At 68.7% G+C, this 21,628-nt stretch carries 7 protein-coding genes; 1 reads left to right on the top strand and 6 read right to left on the bottom strand.

Annotated elements, in window-relative coordinates:
• Nucleotides 1-5 precede the first annotated feature (5 nt).
• The 6 genes from WT60_RS32955 to WT60_RS32930 all read right to left on the bottom strand — a co-directional run bounded on the left by WT60_RS32955 (nucleotide 6) and on the right by WT60_RS32930 (nucleotide 18,749).
• Nucleotides 6-275, bottom strand: coding sequence for a transposase (locus WT60_RS32955; RefSeq protein ID WP_161788683.1), 270 nt, complete (start codon nucleotides 273-275; stop codon nucleotides 6-8).
• A gap of 222 nt (nucleotides 276-497) precedes the next feature.
• Nucleotides 498-3,713 carry a non-ribosomal peptide synthetase gene (locus WT60_RS32950; RefSeq protein ID WP_060355922.1) on the bottom strand — a complete coding sequence of 1,072 codons (3,216 nt, stop codon included), beginning with the start codon at nucleotides 3,711-3,713 and terminating at the stop codon, nucleotides 498-500.
• A gap of 107 nt (nucleotides 3,714-3,820) precedes the next feature.
• Nucleotides 3,821-4,021, bottom strand: a complete 201-nt coding sequence (locus WT60_RS32945; protein WP_038752032.1) for an MbtH family protein — start codon at nucleotides 4,019-4,021, stop codon at nucleotides 3,821-3,823.
• Nucleotides 4,014-5,246, bottom strand: a complete 1,233-nt coding sequence (locus tag WT60_RS32940; protein ID WP_226377260.1) for an MFS transporter — start codon at nucleotides 5,244-5,246, stop codon at nucleotides 4,014-4,016. The genes WT60_RS32945 and WT60_RS32940 overlap by 8 nt, the downstream gene beginning before the upstream one ends.
• A 50-nt stretch (nucleotides 5,247-5,296) precedes the next feature.
• Nucleotides 5,297-17,956, bottom strand: coding sequence for a hybrid non-ribosomal peptide synthetase/type I polyketide synthase (locus WT60_RS32935; protein ID WP_236860903.1), 12,660 nt, complete (start codon nucleotides 17,954-17,956; stop codon nucleotides 5,297-5,299).
• Entirely contained in the window at nucleotides 17,949-18,749 is an 801-nt protein-coding gene (locus WT60_RS32930; RefSeq protein WP_060355920.1) for a 2OG-Fe dioxygenase family protein, read from the bottom strand. Before WT60_RS32930 ends, WT60_RS32935 begins: the two co-directional genes overlap by 8 nt.
• 1,033 nt (nucleotides 18,750-19,782) lie before the next feature.
• Here WT60_RS32930 and WT60_RS32920 point away from each other — a divergent pair.
• On the top strand, nucleotides 19,783-20,955 hold the full coding sequence (locus tag WT60_RS32920; protein WP_059579841.1) for a porin: 1,173 nt from the start codon (nucleotides 19,783-19,785) through the stop codon (nucleotides 20,953-20,955).
• The last annotated feature ends 673 nt before the right edge of the window (nucleotides 20,956-21,628 follow it).

Here is a 21,628-nt window from a genome sequence, read left to right as displayed (position 1 = left end):
AGGCTTCAGGCTTTTTTTGACAGGACATCCTGCAACATCGCCTTGTCGAGCGAGAGATTTGCGACGAGCCGCTTGAGCTTCGCGTTTTCTTTCTCCAGTTGCTTGACGTGATTCACCTTCGTCGGCGTCAGGCCGCCGAATTTGGCGCGCCAGTTGTAGAAAGTCGCTTCGCTGATCCCCATATCGCGGCACACGTCCGCTATCGGTGCGCCCTGCTGCGCGCGCCTCAGCGCATCGGCGATCTGCTCGTCGGTGTATTTGCTTTTCCTCACCACGTTTGCTCCTCGTCTGAACGGCGCGCCGCGTGCCCCGGGCAAGCCCGGCGCTGCCTTGGATGACTGCCGATTCCGCGATCTGAAAGAACGTCACGCGCAGGACGAATCGCAGCGGACTCGATGCGCCGCGCGCACAACCGAGCGAGCAGGCTGCGGTCGACGTTCGTTGATCGGCGGTCACCGGCTTCGTTGAAAAATCGGACGGCCCGATGCCGTGCCGGCTCATGCGTTCTGCACGACGTGCGCCTCGGCGCGCGCGGGCGGTGATCGTTTCGCGTCGAGGATCGGCGCGATCCGTGCGACGCTCGGCGCGGCGAACAGCTCGCGGATCGACAGCTTGACGCCGAATGTCGCCCGCACGCGATTGATGACGCGCATCGCGGCCAGCGAATCGCCGCCCATCTCGAAGAAATTGTCGTCCGGGCCGATGGTGTCGACGCCGAGAATGTCCGCGAGCAGCACGCAAAGCGCGCGTTCCTGCTCGCCGGCGGGCGTGCGCGTGCCGTGGCTCGAGAAAACAGGTGCGGGCAACGCGCGACGATCAAGCTTGCCGTTCGGCGTCAACGGCAGCGCATCGAGCGCGACGATCGCGGAGGGCACCATGTGCTCGGGCAGATGCCGCGAGAGATCCTCGCGCAGCGCCTGCGGCTGCGCGGAAAAGCCCGCCGCCGCGACGACGTAGGCGACGAGGCGCTTCTCGCCGGGCCGGTCCTCGCGAACGACGGCTTCCGCTTGCGCGATGCTTTCGTGCCGCATCAGCGCGTGGGCGATTTCTCCCAGCTCGACGCGAAACCCGCGGATCTTGATCTGATCGTCCTGCCGGCCGATGAAGTCGAGCGTGCCGTCGGCGCGCCAGCGCGCGAGGTCGCCGGAGCGGTACATGCGCGCGCCCGGCGCGCCGAACGGGTCCGCGACGAAGCGCTGCGCCGTCAGGCCTGGTCGTCGGAGATAACCGAGCGCGAGTCCCGCGCCGGCGACGTAGATTTCGCCCGTGACACCGGGCGGCACGGGATTGAGCGCGCCGTCGAGGACGTAGAGGCGCAGGTCGGGAATCTTGCTGCCGATCAGGCTGTGAGCGGGCTCGGCGGCCATGCGCCGCGTCAGCTCGAGATAGCTGACGTGCACGGTCGTCTCCGTGATGCCGTACATGTTGATCAGTTGCGGCGCGTTTTCGGCGTGGCGCGCGTACCAGTCGTCGAGCTTGCGCATGTCGAGCGCCTCGCCGCCGAAGATCACGTAGCGCAGCCGCAACGACCGGCCGAGCGCCGGATCGTCGCGATCCGCCTGCATCAGCTGCTGGAACGCCGACGGCGTCTGATTCAGCACGGTCACGCGCTCGCGCGCGAGGAGGCTCAGAAATTCGACGGGCGAGCGGCTGACCGGAAACGGCACGATCACGAGCCGGCCGCCGCGTAGCAGCGCCCCCCAGCATTCCCATACCGAGAAATCGAATGCGCACGAATGGAACAGCGTCCAGACGTCGTCGGCGCCGAAGCCGAACCATCGATCGGTGCTCGTCAACAGACGGATCACGTTGGCGTGCGGGACGACGACGCCTTTCGGCTTGCCGGTCGACCCGGACGTATAGATGACGTACGCCGGGTCCGACGCAAGCAACGGCCGGAGCCGGTCGCCGTCGGCCGGATCGTGTGCGGCGGCGGGCGATGCGTCGTTTTCGGCGGGGCTGTCGACATACAGCACGTCGCCGCCGCCGCCGCCGACGCGCGCCGCAAGCGCCGTGGTGGTCAGCGTCGCAGCGGGCCTGGCGTCGGCGAGCATGAACGCGAGCCGCTCCGGCGGATAGTCAGGATCGAGCGGCAGATAGGCGGCGCCCGCCTTCAGGATCGCAAGCAGCGCCACGATGAGCTCGGCCGAGCGGGGCACGCACACGGCGGCGATCGCGCCGGGACCGACGCCGAGCGCGATCAGCCGGTGCGCGATGCGATTCGCGCGTGCGTTGAGCGTCGCGTAGGACAGGTGCTGCGTGCCGAAGGTGAGCGCGATCGCGTCCGGCGTGGCGGCCGCCTGCTGCTCGAACGCGGCCGGCACGGTACCCGTCGGCGCCGTGACGACCGCATTCCAGTCGTGCAGGATGCGGTGCCGCTCCGCGGCGCTCGTCAGCGCGATCGTCGCGACTGGCCGCGCGGGCTCGGCCACTGCCGCCTCGATGAGCCGCACGAAGCGTTCCCGGTGGCGGCCGAGCTGGTCGTCGCCGTACTGCGCGGCGTTCGCGTCGAACGCGATGCACAGCTCCTCGTCGCCGCCGTGGGCGTAGACGGTCCACGAAAAATCGTCGACCGGGCCGGCCGACAAGTGGCGAAAGCGCGCGCGATGGCCGGCGAAATGGGCGTCCAAGTCGAATGTCATCACGTTGACGACGTGCGCGAAGAGGCGGGTGCTCTCGCCCTTTTGCTGCGCGTCGCGGAACAGCTCGACGCTGCGGTAGCGCGCATGGCGCAGCGCCTGCCGAACCTCTCGCGCGGCCTGGCGCGCGACGGCCCGCAGGGACGTCGCCGCGTCGAACGCGAAACGAAGCGGCAGCACGTTCGCGCACATGCCCGGCGTTTTGCGCAGGTCGGGCCCGGTGCGCGCGGTGGCGGACATGCCGACCACGATTTCGTCCTGGCCGAGCGCGCGATGCAGATAGGCGGCCGCCAGCGCGATCATCAATTGCGGGACGCCCGTGCCTTCGGCCTGCGCGAGCGCGCGCAGCGCGCGGCTCGTGTCGGCCGACAGGCGCTCCCATTCGCGGCGAAACCGGCCGAGCGGCGAGAACTCGCCGGGATTCGCGTCGCTCGCGAGGCTCGCGGGCGACGGCCGGCCGGCGAGCCGCGCGCTCCAGTACTCGCGGTCGAGCGCGAACGACGGCGACGCGCGATATGCCGTGTCGATCCGAAGCAGGTCGGCGAGCGTGCCGAACGGCGCCGGCGCCGGCGTCTCGCCGGCGGCGAGCGCCGTGTAGATCTCGGCGCCGCGCCGGATCAGCAGCGAGATGCCGAACCCGTCGATCACGATGTGATGAAAGAACAGATACCAGTAGAACCGGTCGGGCGCGACGCGCAGCAGCGCGAAGCGAAACGGCGGATCGCGGGTGAGATCCGTCGGGCGAACGCGATCGGCGGCCATCCATGCCTCGGCGGCTTCGTGCGGATCGTCCGCGAAACCGAAATCGAGATGGACGACGTCCCGGTCGTCGCGCGCGCGCGCGATCTGCACCGGTATCGAGCCGCGCTCCGCGAACGCGACGCGAAGACACTCGGTTTCGGCGACGAGGCGGCGGACGGTCGCGTCGAAGCGTCCGGCGTCGATCGGACCGTCGATGTCGAGATAGGCGGCGGTGTTGTACGCGCTGGTTCCCGGCGCGAGCTGCTCCGCGAACCAGATTTCCTGCTGCGCAGGCAGCAGCGGGTGGGATGGGGGGGCGAACTCGTTCGTCATGTCGGCGTGTCCTCGTTGGGCGGCGCGTGATCGGGCGATCGCCGCCGCGACGGCGGCGCGCGGCGTCCGCGTTCCGCGGTGAAGCGTCGGCGTGCGCGTGCGCGACGTCAGGCGGCGTGCGGGCGGCGCGGGGTCAGGTCGGTCCAGTGCGCATCGAGGTAGTCGACGCAGGGCTGACGCGCGGCTTGTCCGAACACGACGCTCCAGCCGGCGGGCGGCGCGATCGACGCCGGCCAGAGCGAGTGTTGTCCTTCGGCGTTCGACAGCACGACGAACGTGCCGTCGGGATCGTCGAGCAGATTAGTCATGGCTATCCTCTCTAGCGTAGGGTGGGAGCGACGGTGCCGGAGCGCGCGCGTGCGCGCCGGAGCCGCCGCGCAGGATGGCGGCGAGCGACAGCACGTACAGCGCCGCGGCAACCAGGAAGGGTGCACCGGGAAGGCGAAGCGGGGACGATGGCCCCGCGAAGAAGTGAAACAGGTTCGCGCCGGCGAGCGGCGCGCAGGATGCGGCCAATCCCATCAGGCAGACGAGCGCGCCCTGATATTCGCCTTGCCGGTCACTGCCGGCGCGCAGCGAGATCATCGTGCGCACGGCGGGATCGCTGACGAGCGCGAGAGCGTGCAGCGCGATCGCGACGATCACGACGGCAGGCGACGCGGCGATGCTGTAGCAGAGATAGGCCGGCACGAACAGCGCATAGCCGGCGGCCGCCGTCCCGCGCTCGCCGAGCCGCGACACGAGGCGCGGCAGCACGAAGCTTTGCGTGAGCGCGATGCCGAGACCCAGCATCGCGAGCGCCAGGCCGTTCTCTCTCGGTCCCCATCCGATCCGCTGCTCGTTCGAGATGACGAAGCAGGTGAGGAAGATGCCGTAGGCCATCATGCCGCAGCACACGGCGAACGACAGCCGGCGAAAGTCACTGTCCTGCCGCAGCAGCGCGAGGCTGCCGAACGGATTCGCGCGCCGCCGCGCAAACGGGCTGCGCCGCGTCGCGGGCAGGCTCTCGGGCAGCGCGAACAGCGCGCACGCGCCGTTGCAGAGCGCAAGCGCGCCGGCCGCGTAGAACGGCGCGCGCGGCCCGAGCGTGCCGAGCAGGCCGCCGAACGCGGGGCCGGCCACGAGACCGAGGGCGACCACGCCGCTCGCGAAGCCGAACCGCGCGGCGCGCAGGTGGGGCGGTGTGACGTCGGCGAGATAGGCGGTCGCGACGCCCGTGCTGGCCGCGGTGGCGCCGACGAGCAAATGGCCGGCGAGCAACCACGCGAAGTCGCGCGCGGCGGCGAGCAGCAGGAATGCCGTCGCGTTGCCGAACAGGGCTGCCAGCAGCACCAGCCGCCTTCCCTTTGCGTCGCTCAGCGTGCCGAGCAGCGGCCCGAACACGAACTGCATGAGCGCGGCGCACGTCATCAGCACGCCGATCAGCAGTGGCACGTTCGCGGCGCCGTACCCGATCGCCCGCAGCAGCTGCGGCAGCACAGGCACCGCGACGCCCATGCCGATCGCATCCACCGCGAGCGTCAGCAGCACCACGGCGACCTGCCTAGGCGGGCGGGGGGCACGCCTTTGCGTCGGAGGCGCGCTCATGCGACGGCGGGATTCGCGGCAGAGGCCGCGTCGGCCGAAGCGAGCGCCGCGCGCACGCAGGCGGACACGTGCTCGACGTAGTCGGGCATCAGGCACGAGTAGTGATTGCCCGGCACTTCGCGGCACTCGACCGGCAGGCTCGTGAACCGTTCCCAACCCCACGCGGCGGTGTCGCGGATCTCCGGCAGATTGAAGCCTTCCGGCGTCGGGCCCGCCGCCTTCACCAGCAGCATCGGAATCGGCCGCTGCACGCGCGGCGGATCGTACTTCGGCGACAGGTCGGCGGCCGCTCGATAGACGTTGAACAGCCCGCGGATCGAATTGCTGTCCGCTTGCGAGTGCACGACGCCGGATGCCGCGAGCCGTTCGCCGATGAACTCGAGCAGCGCGGCGCGCGAAAGCGGCGCGAGCGCGGCGTCGATGCCGTCGACGAGCTCGGGCTTGTCCGCGTAATACGCGAAGATGCCGAGGATGAGGCGAGCCATCTCTGCATCGTCTTGATACACCATGGGCGCATAGGGCGGCGCGGCGGAATCGAACAGCACGACGAGCCCGATGCGTTCGCCGGCGTCGATCAGCTGCCGGGCGATTTCATAGGCGATCTTGCCGCCGAGCGAATGACCGCCGAAGTGATACGGGCCTTGCGGCTGCACCGACCGCATGCAGGCGATGTAATGCGCGGCGATCTGTTCGATCGACGTGTGAGGCTCGGCCATGCCGTCGAGCCCGAGATATTGAAGCCCGACGACGGGCCGGTCCGCGCGCAGCGTCTTCGCGAGCGGCAGCAGTTGCGTGATGTTGCCGCCCATGCCGGGAATGCAGAAGAACGGCGCCCGGCGGCCCGCGTCGACCATCGGCACGATGCAATAGCGGATCGCCGCGTCGTTCGATTGCGGCGAGTCGCTTGTCGCGTTGCCCGTCGCGTCGATCGAGCGCAGGATTCGCGAGATCGTCGGCGCGTCGAGAAACTCGCCGAGCGTCAGGCAGCGGCCATACAGATCGCGCACTTGCGAAATCAGCTGCGTCGCCAGCAGCGAATGGCCGCCGAGATCGAAGAAATCGTCGTCGATGCCGACGTCGTCGACGCCGAGCAGGTCGCGCCAAAGGCCGACGAGCGTGCGCTCCACGTCACTCGAAGGCGGCGCGGCGGCCGCTTTGCGCTGCGCGTTCGATGGCTGGCGATCGAAGCCGAACTTGCTGACTGCGAGTTGCGCGATGCCCGAGCCGGGCATGCGGATCGCGAGGTCGAAGATCGCGCGGCCCTCGCGATTGGTGAGGCCGCGCACCGAGTCGGCACCGCGATGCGCGGTGCGCTCGGTGTAGTCGACGGCCATGCCGGTTTCCGTCCACGCATCCCAGTTCAGCGAAACGACCGGGATGCGCGCTCGGCTCCAGTGGCGCGCGATCGCGTCGAGGTAGCCGTTCGCGGCCGCGTAATCGGCCTGACCGAGGCCGCCGACGAGTGACGCGAGCGACGAGCAGAGCACGACGAAGTCGAGGCGATCGGCTGCGACGAGATCGATGAGGTTGTGCGTGCCGGCGACTTTCGCGGCGAGCACGCGCCGCCACGCGTCGGGCGCGCCCGTCTCGATGAGGCCGCTCGCCTCGACGCCTGCCGAGTGGACGATGCCGTTCACCCGACCGAAGCGCGCATGCAGTTCGGCGATCGCCGTACGCATCTGCCGCGCGTCGGCGACGTCGGCGCGCAGCACGAGCACGTCGGCGCCCGCGGCTTCCAGCGCGCGTAGCCTGGCCGCTTGCTTGTCGGTCAACCCTTCGCGCTGGCGGCCGATCAGCGCGAGTTTCGCGCCCGGCGCCGTTTCCGCGATGTGCCGGGCAAGCTCGCCGCCGATGCCGCCCAGCCCCCCCGTGATCAGATAGACGCCGCCGTCGCGCAGCGGCGCGCCTTGCGTCGTATCGGGCGCCGGCGCATCGACGAACCGGAGCGTTTCGCGTGAGCCGGCCGCGAGGCAGACGGTCGCCGCTTTGTCGAAGTAGCCGATGCCGCTCTCGGAAATCTCCGGCACGATCGACAGTTCCGTGTGCAGCGCCTGTTGCGTCGACGGCTCGTCGTCGTCGACGTCGAGATGCCGGCAGACGATGTCGGGAAACTCCCACTGCACCGCCTTGAGCGACGCCGCCGTCGCTGCCGTCGCGCAGGCGGCGGGCGCGTCGGCGCGGCGCCATCGTCGCGTGACGAGCGTCACGCGCGGCGCGATCGCTCGTCGCGCGAGCGTCTGAATCAGCGTGACGAGATGCGTGAAGCCGTCGAGCGTTGCGTCGAGCGCCGGGCGCGATTCGTCGGCGCGCCACGCGTAGACGATCTGCGACGGCAGCCGTTCGGCGCGGGCGAGCGCGTCGAGCAACCGGGCGTAGTCGTCGCCGGAGCCGGCACGCAACGCGAAACGCGCGTCGTCGAGCTGCCGGAACGCGTCGCCCTTGACGACCAGCACGCTGCGCGGCGGCGCGTGCGCGGCAAGCGGTTCGTCCGGCGCATCGGCGAACGTCAGCCAGGCGCCCGTATCGCGTTGGTGCGCGGGCAGCGGCGCCCGCGCCCAGGCGGGCGTGCGGCACCAGTCGGCCGGCGTCGCGCCGCCGGCCCGGTTGGTTTCCCGCAGGCCGAATCCGCGGACTTCGACGAGCGTCGTCGCGCGCCGCGCTTGCGCGTTCCACGAGAACAGCGTGACGTCGAATGTCCGCGGCGCGCGTTCGATCGCGAGGCTGTAGCACTCGGCCGTCAGCGGCGCATGAACCGTCAGCGTCTCGTACCGGAACGGCAGCGATGCGTCGGCGGGGCGCAGGCACGCATGCAGGAACGCAACGCCGAGATCGAGCAGCGCCGGATGCAGCGCGAACGCGGGCAGGTCGCGCTCGAACGTGTGGGGCAGGCGCAGGCGGGCGAGGCCTTGGCGCTCGCCGAGCCACACCGCGTCGATGCAGTGCCAGCGCGGGCCGTACTCCGCGAACGCGCGCCGGAACTGCGCGGGCGCATCGGCGAGCGGCTGCAGCGACAGGCGGGCGCACAGCGCGTCGATCGAGCCGTCGGAAAGCGTTGGCGCGTCGGCGAGGCGCGTCGCCGAGACGTTGCCGCTCGCGTGCGGCGTCCAGGCGCCGGATGCGTCGTCGGGGCGGCTCTCGAGCACGAAATCCAGCGCGCCGTCGCGCTGCTTGAACACGGCGCGCAGGCTGCGCTGCACGCCGGCGTCGAACACGAGCGGTGACGGGAAATACACGTCGCGCAGCACGGGCTGCGACGCGCCGTGCGAGATGACGAACGCGCGCCGCACGAGCTCGAGGCAGCCGGTGCCCGGCAGCACGCCGTGGCCGCCGAAGATGCGATGTTCGTCGACGAACCAGTGGCGCTCGCTCAACGTGAAGCAGACGTCGATGCGCTGCGCGTCGATTTCCTTGCGCTCGAAGCGCAGCGTGCCGTCGTCCGGCGAGGACGGCGGTGCTGGAGCCGGCGCGGCGTCGGCTGCCGGGCGACTCAGCCAGTGGCGTTTGCGGGTGAACGGATAAGTGGGCAGTGCGACGCGGCGCGCGGCGGCGCCGTCGCGCAGGCGTTCCCATTCGACGTGCGCGCCGTGCGCCCACAGCGAGCCGACGCCCGTCAGCAACGCCACGTCGTCCGTGCGCGGCTCGCGCGCATGTCGCATCGTCGTCGCGACGCGCGAACGCTCGAGGCCGTCGACGCCGGCCGCAAGCGATGCGAGCGCGCGGCCGGGACCCACTTCGAGCAGCAGCGGGCGATCGAATGCGGCGAGCACGGTCGACAACCCTTCGGAGAACCGAACCGTGCGGCGCACGTGGTCACCCCAGTAGCCGGGGTCCCGTCGGTCGCTTTCGTCGAACCACCGGCCGCTGCGATTCGAGATCATCGGCACGGTGCCGTCGGCGGTCCGCAGCGATGCGCCGACGCGGTTGATCTCGCCCACCGCGTTTTCCATCAGCGAGCTATGGAACGCATGCGATGTCGCGAGGCGCTGGCACGGCAGGCCGGCGAGCACGCACGCGTCTTCGAGCTTTGCGATGTCGCCGGGCGCGCCGGACAGCACGAACTGGTCGTCGCCGTTGACGGCGGCGAGCTCGCAGCCGGTCGCGTACAGCGCGTCGAGATGCTCCGGCGACGCGGTGACGGCGAGCATCGCGCCGGCCGGCTGCCGTTGCATCGCCGATGCGCGGGCGGCGACGAGCGCGAGCGCATCGTCGAGCGCGAGCCGGCGCGACACGCACGCGGCGACCAGTTCGCCCAGGCTGTGGCCGATCAGCGCGTCGGGGGCGATGCCCCAATCCTCGAGCAGGCGCGCGAGCGCGTATTCGACCGTGAACAGCGCGGGCTGCGCGTAGCGCGTCTCGCGCAGCCGGTCCGCGCCGGCCGTGCCGCCGCCGTCGCTGTCGCCGTGGATCAGCGCGCGGATGTCGACGTGAAGATGCGGCATGAGGATGTCCGCGCAGTGGTCGACGACATCGCGGAATACGCGATACCGGCGATACAGCGCCTGTCCCATGCCCGCGTGCTGGCTGCCCTGGCCGGGAAACATGAAGACGACGGGCGCCGACTTGCGCGCGCCGACGATCGGCAGGTCCGCGGCGCGCGCAAGCTGCGCGGCGACCGTGCTCATGTCGTCGCCGACGACGAAGGCGCGATGCGCGAACGCGGTGCGTCCGGCCTGAAGCGTGTGGGCGACGTTGCCGAGCGTCGCGCCTTCGACGCCGTTCGACAGGCGCGCCGACAAGCGTCGCGCGGCCTCGCCGACCGCCTCGGGCGATTTTGCCGACACCGGGAGCAACTGTGCGCCGTCGTCCGCGTCCTGCCGTTCGATCGGCGCGATCGGCGCTTCTTCGACGATCACGTGCGCGTTGGTGCCGCCGACGCCGAACGAGCTCACGCCCGCGCGCCGAGGCCTCGGGCCGCGCGCCCACGCACGCGCGGCGCGGACGACCTCGAACGGCGTTTCGTCGAAGCGGATTTCCGGGTTCGGCTCGTTGCAATGAATGCTCGGCGGAATCGTCTCGTGGCGCAGCGCGAGGATCGTCTTGATGAGGCCCGCGATGCCGGCCGCGGCGTCGAGATGCCCGATATTGCCCTTCACCGAGCCGATCCCGCACTTGCGGGCGGACGGCGCGGCGGCGTTCGCTTCCTCGCTCGAAGCCGCCGCGAACGCTTGCGTCAGCGCCCGCACTTCGACCGGATCGCCGAGCGGCGTGCCGGTGCCGTGCGCTTCGACGTAGTCGATCGTGTCGGCGGCGACGCCCGCGGCGCGCAGCGCGTCGCCGATCACGGCCGCCTGGCCGCTAACGCTCGGCGCCGTGTAGCTGACCTTGCTGCCGCCGTCGTTGTTGATCGCCGAGCCCTTGATGACCGCATGGATCGTGTCGCCGTCGCGAATCGCGGCGGATAGCTTCTTGAGCAGCACGAGGCCCGCGCCGCTGCCGCCCGCCGTGCCGTTGGCGGCGGCGTCGAACGGCCTGCAGCGGCCGTCCGGCGACATGATGCCGCCTTCCGAATAGACGTAGCCGGCCTGCTCCGGATCGAGTCCGACCGCCCCCGCGATCGCGAGTGCGCACTCGCCGGCGCGCACGCTCGCGCAAGCCATGTGAACGGCCGTCAGCGACGACGAGCAGGCCGTCGCGACGCTGACGGCGGGGCCGCGCAAATCGAGCTTGTACGCGGTGCGGGTCGCGACGAAATCCTTGTCGTTGCCGAGCATCCACTGACCCGCGTCGAGGCGGTGCGTGCGGATGTTCGGAATCACGTTCTCGACGAGGTAATAACTGAACGCGACGCTGCCGAACACGCCGACGGGCCGCTGCGCGTCGCGGTCGCCGTAGCCCGCCTCCTCGAGCAGTTCCCACGCGAGCTCGAGAAAGATTCGTTGCTGCGGGTCCATCACCTGAGCCTCGCGCGGGGAGTAGCCGAAGAACTCGGCGTCGAAATCCGCGACGCCGTCGAGCACTTTCGCGCGCCGCACGAAGTTCGGATGCGCGATGACCTCGGGGGGCACGCCGCGGGCGCGCAACTCGTCGTCAGACAGATCAGCGCCGGCGTCGTAGCCCGACAGCAGGCGCGTCCAGAACGTTTGCAGATCCGGCGCCTGCGGGAAGCGCCCGACAAGGCCGATGACGGCGATCGCGTGCTCGTCGGCGGCAGGCGCCGCCGTTTCCGCCGGCGGCGGCGCTTCGCTCGCGGCCGGTTCGTGCCGGCGTCGCAACACGTCGATTTGCGCGGACAGTGCGTGAATGGTCGGATATTCGAACACGTCGGTAAGCGTGACCCAACTGCCGAATTCTTCGCCGAGGCGCTGATGCAGCGCGACCGCGCGCAGCGAATGGCCTCCCGCCTCGAAAAAATTCTCGTCGTCGCCGATGTCGGCGCGTCCGAGCAGTTCGCGCCAGATGGCCGAAACCTTGGCGATCGTGGCCGCGGGCGTTGCACGCGGCGAGGCCGGCTTGTCGGGCGGCGTGCGCGCGATCGCGCGCGCCGCGCCGTCCGCCGTCGGCTTGATCGCCTTCAGCGCCTGCAGGTCGACCTTGCCGGTGCGTCCGGTCGGCAGGCGGTCGAGGAACACGAATGCGGTTGGAATCATCACGTCGGGTATCTTGCCGCGCAGCGCGTCGGCGATCGCATCGCGGTCGCTCGTGCCGACGACGTAGCCGACAAGCTCCGACTGGCCGCGCGCATCGGGATGGACGAGCGCTTCGGCCGCGCGCACGCCCGGCGCTTCCATCAACGCGGCGCGGACTGCGTCGAGCTCGATCCGGAAGCCGCGGATCTTCACCTGGCGGTCCGCGCGGCCGATGAACTGGACGCTGCCGTCGTCGAGCTGTCTGACGACATCGCCGGTGCGATACATCCGCGCGCCCGGGCGCGCGGCAAACGGATCGGCGACGAACGCCGACGCCGTGCGGGCGGGCTTGCCCAGATAGCCGTGCGACACGCAGACGCCGCCGACGAACAATTCGCCCGCGGCGCCGTCCCGCGTTTGCTCGAGCGCGTCGTCCAGCACGTAAAAGCGCGCGCCGCCGAGCGGGCGCAGCACGAGACGTTCGCCTTCGGCCCAGTATTCGGCCATCGAGACGGCGATCGCGCATTCCGTCGGGCCATAGCCGTTGAAGAGGCGTCGCCCGGCCGCCCAGCGCTGCGCGACTTCGCGCGGACACGCTTCGCCTCCGACGACGATCGCCTCCAGCGCGGGCAGCGGCGCGTGCGGCACGAGCGCGAGCGTGGACGGCACGATAACCAGATGCGTGATGCGCCGTTGCGCGAGCCATTCGACGAGATCGCTGCCGGGCAGCAGCCTCTGGCGGTCGCCGAAGACGATCGCCGCCCCCGACGCGAGCGGGGGGAATATCTCGGCGAGCACCGCATCGAAGATCGGCGAAAGGTACTGCGCGATGCGCGAGCCGTGCGTGATGCCCAATGTGTCGCGCATCGCGAGCACGTTGTGGCACACGCTTCGATGCGGGACCGCGACGCCCTTCGGCATGCCCGTCGAACCGGACGTGTAAATGACGTAAGCGGTGTCGCCGGGCGCGATCGCGGCGTCGGGCGCGGGCGCGCCGGCGGATGCGTCGGCGTCGACGAGATCGGCGTCGACGAGCGGCAGATTCAGGTGCGACACCTTGGCGGTGAGCGCGTTGCGGCTCACGATCGCGCGCAGCGCCGCGTCGTGCGCGATGTATTGGTTCCACTGCGGCTTTTGATCCGGATCGAACGGCACGAATGCGGCGCCGATGCGCGCGATCGCGAGCATCGCCGCGATGGCGTACGGATGGCGGCCCACGCAGATGCCGACGCGGTCGCCGCCGCGAACGCCGACGTTGCGCAGCGCCGTGGCGATCGCCGCTGACAGCGCATCGAGTTCGCGATACGTCAGTGAGAGATCGTCCGCTTCGACGGCGACGCGCTCGCCGCCGTCGGCGACGCGCGCGGCGAACAGCGCGTAGAGGTCGGCATGCCCGGCGTCGCTTTCGCCGTCCGCGTCGGCGATCGCGGCCGCCGCATGGCCGTTCGGCGCCGCATCGGTGCGCCAGTCGACGTCGGCCGCCGCGCGTGCCGCGAGCGCGAGCATGCGATCGCGCATCCGCGTGAGCGATGCGCCGCCGAACGAGCCGGGCCGCGACATCAGGTGCCCGAACACGGCGTCGCCTTGCCGCGTGACGGCGAACTCCAGGTCGAGCTTCGCGACGTAAGTCTCGAGCGGATGAGGCGTCGCGCGCACGCCATCGAGATCGAGCGAGCCGACTTCGTCGAGGTCGTACGAGAATCCCGCCTGGAAAATCGGGCTGCGCGTCGGATGACGCGCCGGATTGAGCGCCTGGACCAATTGCTCGAACGCAACGTCCCGGTGCTCGAACACGTCGAGGCAGGTTTGCTTGACCTGCTCCAGCAGGCTCCGGAACGTGCCGGCTTCGCCGAAGCGCACGCGCAGCGGCAGCGTGTTCGTGAAGAAACCGATGACGGAGTCGAACGCCTCGGTCGGGCGCAATGAAATCGGGATGCCGATCGCGAGGTCGTCGTCGCCCGTTTCGTCACGCAGCGCCTGCGCGAACAGGCTCAGATAGAACATCAGCGGCGTGCAGTTGAGTTGCCGCGATGTTTGCTCGATTCGCGCCGCGAGCGGCGCGGGAATCTCGAAGCTCGACGATCCGGGTTGCGCACGCGCGGCGTCGTCGGCGGGAATGCGCAGCGTCGGCGGCAGTTCACACAGGCATTCACGCCAGTGCGACAGCGTCCGTTCGAGCGCGGGCGCGTTCGCGAGTGCGCGCTGTCGCGCGACGAAATCCGCGTACGTCGCGTCGGGCGGCGGCGGATCGAAGGCTTCGCCGCGCGCGCGGGCGTTGTAGGCAGCCTGCAGGTCGCGCCAGAAGATGCTGAGCGACGGGCCGTCGAACACGATGTGGTGGACGGTCACGCATAGCAGGTGACAGCGTTCGCCGCGAGCGAACAGAACGGCGCGCACGAGCGGGCCCGTCGTCAGGTCGAACGGCGCGGTTTCTTCGTCGTGTAGCAGGCGGGACAGTGTCTCGTCGTCGGCGACGTCGACGATGCGCAACGGCGCGTGCGCCGCGTCGGCGACGATCTGCGCCGGTTCGAGCGACGCGTTGCCCGATTCGTCGTCGAGCGGCACGAGCTTCGCGGAAAACGTCGTGCGAAGCGCGGGATGGCGGCGCGCGATATCGTCGAGCGCACGCGCGAGCGCGTCGCGATCCGGCGCGCCGTCGAGGCGCCAGACCATCGGGATGTTGTACGCGAAATCCCGAGGCCGCCGCTTCGCCGCGAGCCACAGGCTGTTCTGCGCGAGCGAGAGTCGGCGGGGATCGCCGGATCGCTGCGCGGCCGATCCGGGGGCCGGCGCGTCCGCGGCGCTCGCGAGCGGCGCTTCCGGCGCGTGGCTCGCCCGCGGGCACGCGCGTCGCGCGTCGTCGACGTGCTCGGCCATTTCGGCGACGGTCGGGTGCTTGAACAACGTCGCGACCCGCAGACGCACATCGAATGCGTCGTTGACGCGCGAGATCAGGCGCGCGGCGATCAGCGAGTGGCCGCCGCAGAAGAAGAAGTTTTCGTCGACGCCCGTGACGGGCGCGGGCAGCACGGCGCGCCAGAGCTCGAGCACGCGGCGCTCGGTCTCGGTGCGCGGCTCCGCCCGGCTGCCGCCGAGCGGCGACAGCTCGAGCGCCTGCAAACGCTTTCGATCGATCTTGCCGCTTGCCGTCAGCGGCAGCTCCGGCAGTTGTTCGATCACTGTCGGCAACATGTGCGCGGGCAGGCGTTCGCGCAGGAAATGATAGAGCGCGGCAGTCGGCGCGTCGCTGACGACGTATGCGACGAGCACGGCGTCGTCGAACTGCTCGTTTTTCGTGGTGAGCGCGCATTGGCGCACGTCCGGATGCGCGGCGAGCGTGCTTTCGATTTCGCCCAGTTCGACGCGGAACCCGCGAATCTTGACCTGATGATCGCGCCGTCCGAGGAATTCGATCGTGCCGTCCGCCAGCATGCGGCACATGTCGCCCGTGCGGTAAAAGCGCGTCTGGCCGGGGGCCTGCGCGAGGCGGCCGCGCGCATCGAACGCGCCGGAGATGAACTTCTCGCGCGTGAGCTCGGGGTTGTTCAGATAGCGTTGCGACACGGCGGGGCCCGCGATCAGCAGTTCGCCCGGCACGCCGATCGGCGTGAGCTGCAGCCTTGCGTCGGCGACGTAGAGCTCGCAGCTCGACAGCGGCCGGCCGATCGGAACGACGCTGCCGGGCGCGAGATCGTGCTCGGCCGGATCGAACACGGAGCTGTCGATCGTCGCTTCGGTTACGCCGTACGAGCCGAGCACGCGCGCGTGCGGCGCGCACAGCGCTTGCGCCGCCTGCAGTTCGTGGCCGAACCAGACGTCGGCGCCGCACACGAGGGTCGCGAGGCCGTCGAGTCGCGCATCGTGATCGTGACAGTAGCGGATCAGCTCACGCAGCACGACGGGCGGAAAATCACCGAACGTGACGCGCTCGTGCTCGATCAGCGCATGCACCCTGGATGCGTCGAGCATCCAGTCGCGCGGGCACATCACGAGTTTGCCGCCCGAGCCGAGCGTCCGGCTGAGGTCGCCGATACCGAGGTCGAACGTCGGCCCCGCGAGCTGCAGCGCGATCGGATGGCCGGGCTGATCGAAGCGATAGGCCTGACGCCACGCGTGATACGACAGATTCAGGTTGCCGTGCGACACCTCGACGCCCTTCGGCTTGCCGGTGGAGCCCGACGTATAGATCACATAGGCGGGATCATCCTCCTGCAATGCCGGGATTTCGAACGGCGGCGCGCTCGAGGTGTCGCGGGCCGGGTCGCCGGCTGCTTCGTCGAGCACGAGCGCGAGCGCGCGAAGGTCGCCGTCGAGCCGCGCGAGATCGTGCGCCGTCGTGACGATCGCGAACGGCTTCGCGTCGTCGATCTTGTCGCGAAAGCGCGGATCGTCCGGTCCGATCGGCAGATAGACGCCACCGGCTTTCAGGATCGCGACGAATGCGATCGGGACCTCGTGCGAGTATGAGACGAACGACGCGACGCGGCTGCCCGCCGTCACGCCTCGCGCGCGCAGCTGCGCCGCGACGCGATCCGACAGCCGATCGAGTTGCGCGTACGTGAGCCGCGTCTCGCGATGAACGACGGCCTCCGCATCTGGCGTGCGTCGCGCCGCAGCGCGAATGCGCTGCGGAATCGGCGAGAATCCGTCCGACACGAGTGGTTCGCCGGGTTTGGCGAGCCGCAAAATGTCGGCAAGCTCGGCATCGCTCAGCAGCGAGCCTTTCGTCACGGGCTCGTTCGGCGCGTCGAGCACGGATTGCAGCAATTGATCGAGATGGCCGGCGAGGCGCGCGATCGTCGCTTCGTCGTAGAGGTCCGTGTCGTATTCGAGGTAGCCGATCAACGCGTCGTCGATTTCCTCGAGCGACAACGTCAAATCGTATTTCGCCGTGCCGTTGTGGATCAGCGCCCCCTCGACTTGCGCGCCGGTGAGCGACAGCGCGTGCGACGAGCCCTTCAGGTAATCGAACATGACCTGAAAGACGGGGGCGTGGCTCAGCGAGCGCGGCGGCTGCACGGCGTCGACGATTTCGTCGAACGACAGGCCGATGTGCTCGAATGCATCGAGCACCGTGGTCGTCGCTTGCGCGAGCAGCTCGAGAAAGCTCGGTGCGCCGCTGAAGTCGAAGCGCAGCGGCGCCAAGTTGATGAAAAAGCCGATTTGCCGCTGCTCATCCTCGGTCGCGCGGTTCGCGAACGGGCTGCCGATGACGATATCGCTCTCGTTCGAATACCGATGGAGCAGCGCGGCGAACGCCGCGACGCCGATCGTGTACGGCGTCACGCCGGCCGTGCGACAGAGGCGCGCGATGCCGGCGGCGATCGACGGCGAGAACGCGTGCTCGACGACGGCCCCCGCGCCGCGCTGCTGCGGCGGGCGGGCCCGGTCGGTCGGCAGCTTGTGCAGGTTCGGAATGCCGTCGAGACGACGCCGCCAGTATTGGCGCGATTCGTCTTTGAGCGCCGCGTCGGCGAGCTGATCCATGGCCTCGTCGGCCGTCGCGTACCGCACGGCGGCGAGCGCCGGCTCGCGGCCGTCGCGCAGCGCGCGATAGGCGTCGCCGAGTTCGCGATAAAAGAGATCCAGCGACCATGCGTCGATCGCCATGTGATGAATATTGACGAGCAGCACGTGGCGATCGCCGCCGATGCGCAGCAGCGTCGCGCGCAGCGGCGCTTCGTTCTCGAGATCGAACAGATGCGCGGCCAGCTCGCGCTCGTGCTGTTGCACGGCGGCCGATTGTGCGTCGGCCGCGAGCTCGCTCAGGTCCGCGACCTGCAGCAGCGAGCCGGCGGGGCGTACGTCGATGACGAGCTCGCCGTCCACGGTGCGCAAACGCGACGCGAGAATCGGATGCCGGTTCGCGACGAAGACGAATGCGCTGCCGAGCGCGCTTTCGTCGAGGTGACCGCGGATTCGAAATGCCGCTGCGATGTTGTAAGTGGCCGAGCGAACGTCGCCGCTCGTGATGAACCACAGACGACGCTGCGCCGCCGTTGGGGCGAGCGTGAGCACCCCGTGTCCGGCAGCGGCGGTGTCGCGCTCGACTTCTTCGAGCGATTTCAATCGAGTAGAGCGATTAGTCACGGACGGGCTCCGGATTGGATGTTGGCACGATTGGGCGAGCGGCGTCCGACGGTGAGCGGACGACTGCATCGAGCGGCGTGAAATCGATGAGGATGACGGTGCGCATGCCGCACGGCGCGCCGGGCGCGCACGAGATCGACGTCACGTGATGGCTGACGGCTGCGTCGTCGATGATGTAGCTCTCGAGCGGCACGTGAAGCGAGAATGCGCGAACCTGTTCGTCGGGGACGTCGTCCACCTGGCGGCCCGCATACTGCGGCGGCGCGATGTAATTGACGCCGCCGACCGCGCTGGTGCGGTCGATCAGATGGACGGCCGTGAACGGCTGGCCGTCCTGGTGCAGGCAGTCCGGCGTGATTCTCGACATGACGCCCGGCAACGCGCGCATCCGGAGCACGTGCAGACCGCACAGGAGCGGCTCGCCGAGTTCGCCCAGCGGCGTGAGCGCGAGATCGAAGCGGATGAGCTTGCGGATCAGCGGCAGTGCGAGAATGCTGTCGCTCGTTCGCAGGAAACGGCGGTGCACGCCGCCGTATTCGGGCTGAAAACCGATTTCCTGGCGATATTCGATTTCGATCGCGCCGTCGAGTCCGACGAAGCCCGGCTTCCATGCGACGTGGCCGTCGTTCGGCGCGAGAACGCCTTCCGCATAGCTGCGGTGCCGGCCGGCACCCCCGTGGCGATCGACAGGCAACTGATCGGCGTAACGGCTGAGCTGTGCGAGGCAGTGTGATTTTGCTTCGACGTGGTCGAGATCGGCGGCGTCGAATCTGGCCCAACCTTGCTGTTGCAACTTCCCTCGAATGCCTCCGTGTGTGGAGCCGGATGTTTCCGCTAGGGTTTGCGTCTCGATTAGCATTGCTAAATATCCGTCGAAGTCAAGATCAAATGAGCAGACATTGATAATCCGCTTGCCGCAGGCTGCTTTCCCGCACAACATTTGACAGCTTGGAATTTATTGTTATTTTCGAAGGAATGTCGGAGGCACTTTTGCCGGAATTTATCGTTATATCGGTTATTCGACTGAATCCTGCAAACAGGATGAATTCAATCGATGAGAGACGATGGCCCGGCGAGTCGAGTGAATTTAACCATAGGATTCTCGTAACTGTCTAATGAATTTTTAAGGATCTTGTAATTGATCTGTGACAATAACGTGTTGAAAGCGGAATTAGAGCCGATGTTAATTAGAAACTAAAATTTTGATCGTATTTGAAGTGGTTGATTTAAAAGGGTAATGTGGGATTCGTGGAAGCTGAATGGTGATCCTTGTCCGAGATATGTGAGACGGCTGTCTTTTGCGACCTGTCGGCGGCTAATGCGGCTTCCGCGCGTGGATTTATGATTGATGTGTCGGGTGGGCATTAATCGACTTCGGTCGCCGCGAATCGAGTTCGAAGTGGATCGGGGATGCTCGCATTGCGCGGCTGGGGCCGCGTAATCAAGATCGGCGCGGGCCGTTGGGGCAATAAGGCCTTCGCCGTCATGTGGCCGAGTAAGGCGCGCGCGAACCCGATTTCGACTTGAATGACCGCGTCGCGGCCGTCAACTGGCCTATTCGAAATCTGCAATGCGCGTCGGTTGCGTCGTGAATTCGGCTGGTGCGTTCATGCGCGCGCACGCTCCGGTGCCCGATATATGGTGTCAGTGTCGCGCGTGGCGAATCGGGCGCGCGCGGCGCCGGTGGCATTGTCGCGGGCGCGTGCGGAGTTCGGCGATCCGGCGCCCATCATAACCATCGCAGAATTAATTGGTTTTCGGTTCGTCGTCCTGTCCGTATCGTTCAGCGATTCCAACAACAAGTCGACTACGAGGACAACCACCACATGAAGCAAACGAAGCACCTCGCCGCGCTCGCCGTGCCGGCCGGCCTCCTGCTCTGCGCCGGCGCGCACGCGCAAAGCAGCGTCACGCTGTACGGGATCGTCGATGCGGGCATCGCATACGTGCACAACGCGCAGGGAACCGACGGCCGCAATCAGTCGTCGCTCGTGAAATTCAGCAGCGGCAACCTGTCCGGCAGCCGCTGGGGCCTGAAGGGGACCGAGGATCTGGGCGGCGGCCTCGCGGCGCTGTTCCAGCTCGAAAACGGCTTCAATCTCGGCACCGGCCAGCAGAACGGCAATCGCGAGTTCGGCCGCAAGGCGATCGTCGGCCTCGCGAGCAACACGTGGGGCACCGTCACGCTCGGCCGCCAATACGATCCGGTCGTCGATCTCGTGCAGGGGCTTACCGAGGACAATTACTTCGGCGGCGTGTTCGCGACGCCGGGCGACCTCGACAACTACGACAACAGCCTGCGCGTGAGCAACTCGGTGAAGTACACGAGCCCGGTGCTGTCGGGCTTCCAGTTCGAAGCGCTGTACGGCTTCGGCGGCGTGGCCGGCGCGACGGGCAGCGGCCGCACGTACAGCTTCGCGGCGAGCTACGCGAACGGGCCGCTGTCGCTCGGCGCCGGCTATCTGTACGCGGACGGCGGCACGACCGCCGCGAACGGCGTGCGCACGTGGACGGGCAGCTCGGACACGCTGTTCAACACCGTGATCAACCAGGGCTTCGCGAGCGCGAAGTCGATTCAGATCGTGCGCGTCGGCGGCCAGTACGTGCTCGGCTCGGCGACGTTCGGCCTCGCGTATTCGAACACGCACTACGGCCGCGATTCGCTGTCGACGTTCAACGAAACCGCGAAGTTCAACAGCGGCTCCGCGTTCTTCAACTATCAGTTCTCGCCGGCGCTGCGCGCGGGCGTCGGCTACAACTACACGTCGCTGACGGGGCCCGCTTCCGCGCACTATCACCAGGTGAACCTCGGCGCGGGCTACGCACTGTCGAAGCGCACCGATCTCTATGCGCTGTTCGGCTATCAGAAGGCGAGCGGCCGCACGCTCGGCGCGAACGGCTCGGTGGTCGATGCGCAGGCGTCCGTCGGTTCGTATGGCGTGAACTCGGGCACCGATTCGCAGGAGCTCGCGATCGTCGGGATTCGGCACAAGTTCTGATCCGGGCGCGCGATTCGCGATGCGCGACGGGCCGGGCGGGAGGTTGCGCGCGGGCGTCGTCGCGTCGCGTCGTCGATGGAATCGAGCGAATCGGCGCAAGCGATGCTCGCGATGCGGCGGACGAAAGCGCGACGGAGCCGGCAGATCGGGTGGCTCGTCGGGATCGAAGAGCGGGAAGCGATCGAGAAGATCTACGTCGCCGCCGCTCCGACTGCCATTGCGGCGATCGTCGCGAATCGCGCGCGTGTCGACGATGTCGATCCATCGCGACGACGTCGGCTCCGTCCGCCGCCGCGGACGTATGGCTGCCCGGCTGGTCGTGAACGACGCGCTCGTGTCGACGGCCGCCGCGCCCGCGGCACGGCGGTCAAGCAAGCCGCCGCGGCACACGAGCCCGTTGCCCGATCCCATTGGCGAGTCCGTTGCGCGACCCTTTTCCCGCCGAGCCCTCGCCGAGCCCTCGCCGAGCCCTTGCCGAGTTCTCGCCGAGTTCTTGCCGAGTTCTCGCCGAGTCTCTCGCGTCACACATCGAGGCCTCCCGCAGCGCCCGAGATTGTTTCTATACTTCATACGATTGCGCCGTGAAAGAACGGAGCGCGCGGCCGGCGCGCTCGAACGTCAACCCGATGCGGGCCGCCACCAAGATGCCGAACGACGCGGCGCCGCCCCAACC

Origin of the sequence: Burkholderia sp. MSMB617WGS, from assembly GCF_001532025.2 — a bacterium.
Lineage (GTDB): Bacteria > Pseudomonadota > Gammaproteobacteria > Burkholderiales > Burkholderiaceae > Burkholderia > Burkholderia savannae.
Note: the sequence above shows the minus strand (reverse complement) of the source record. Positions and strands in the feature narration are given on the sequence as shown.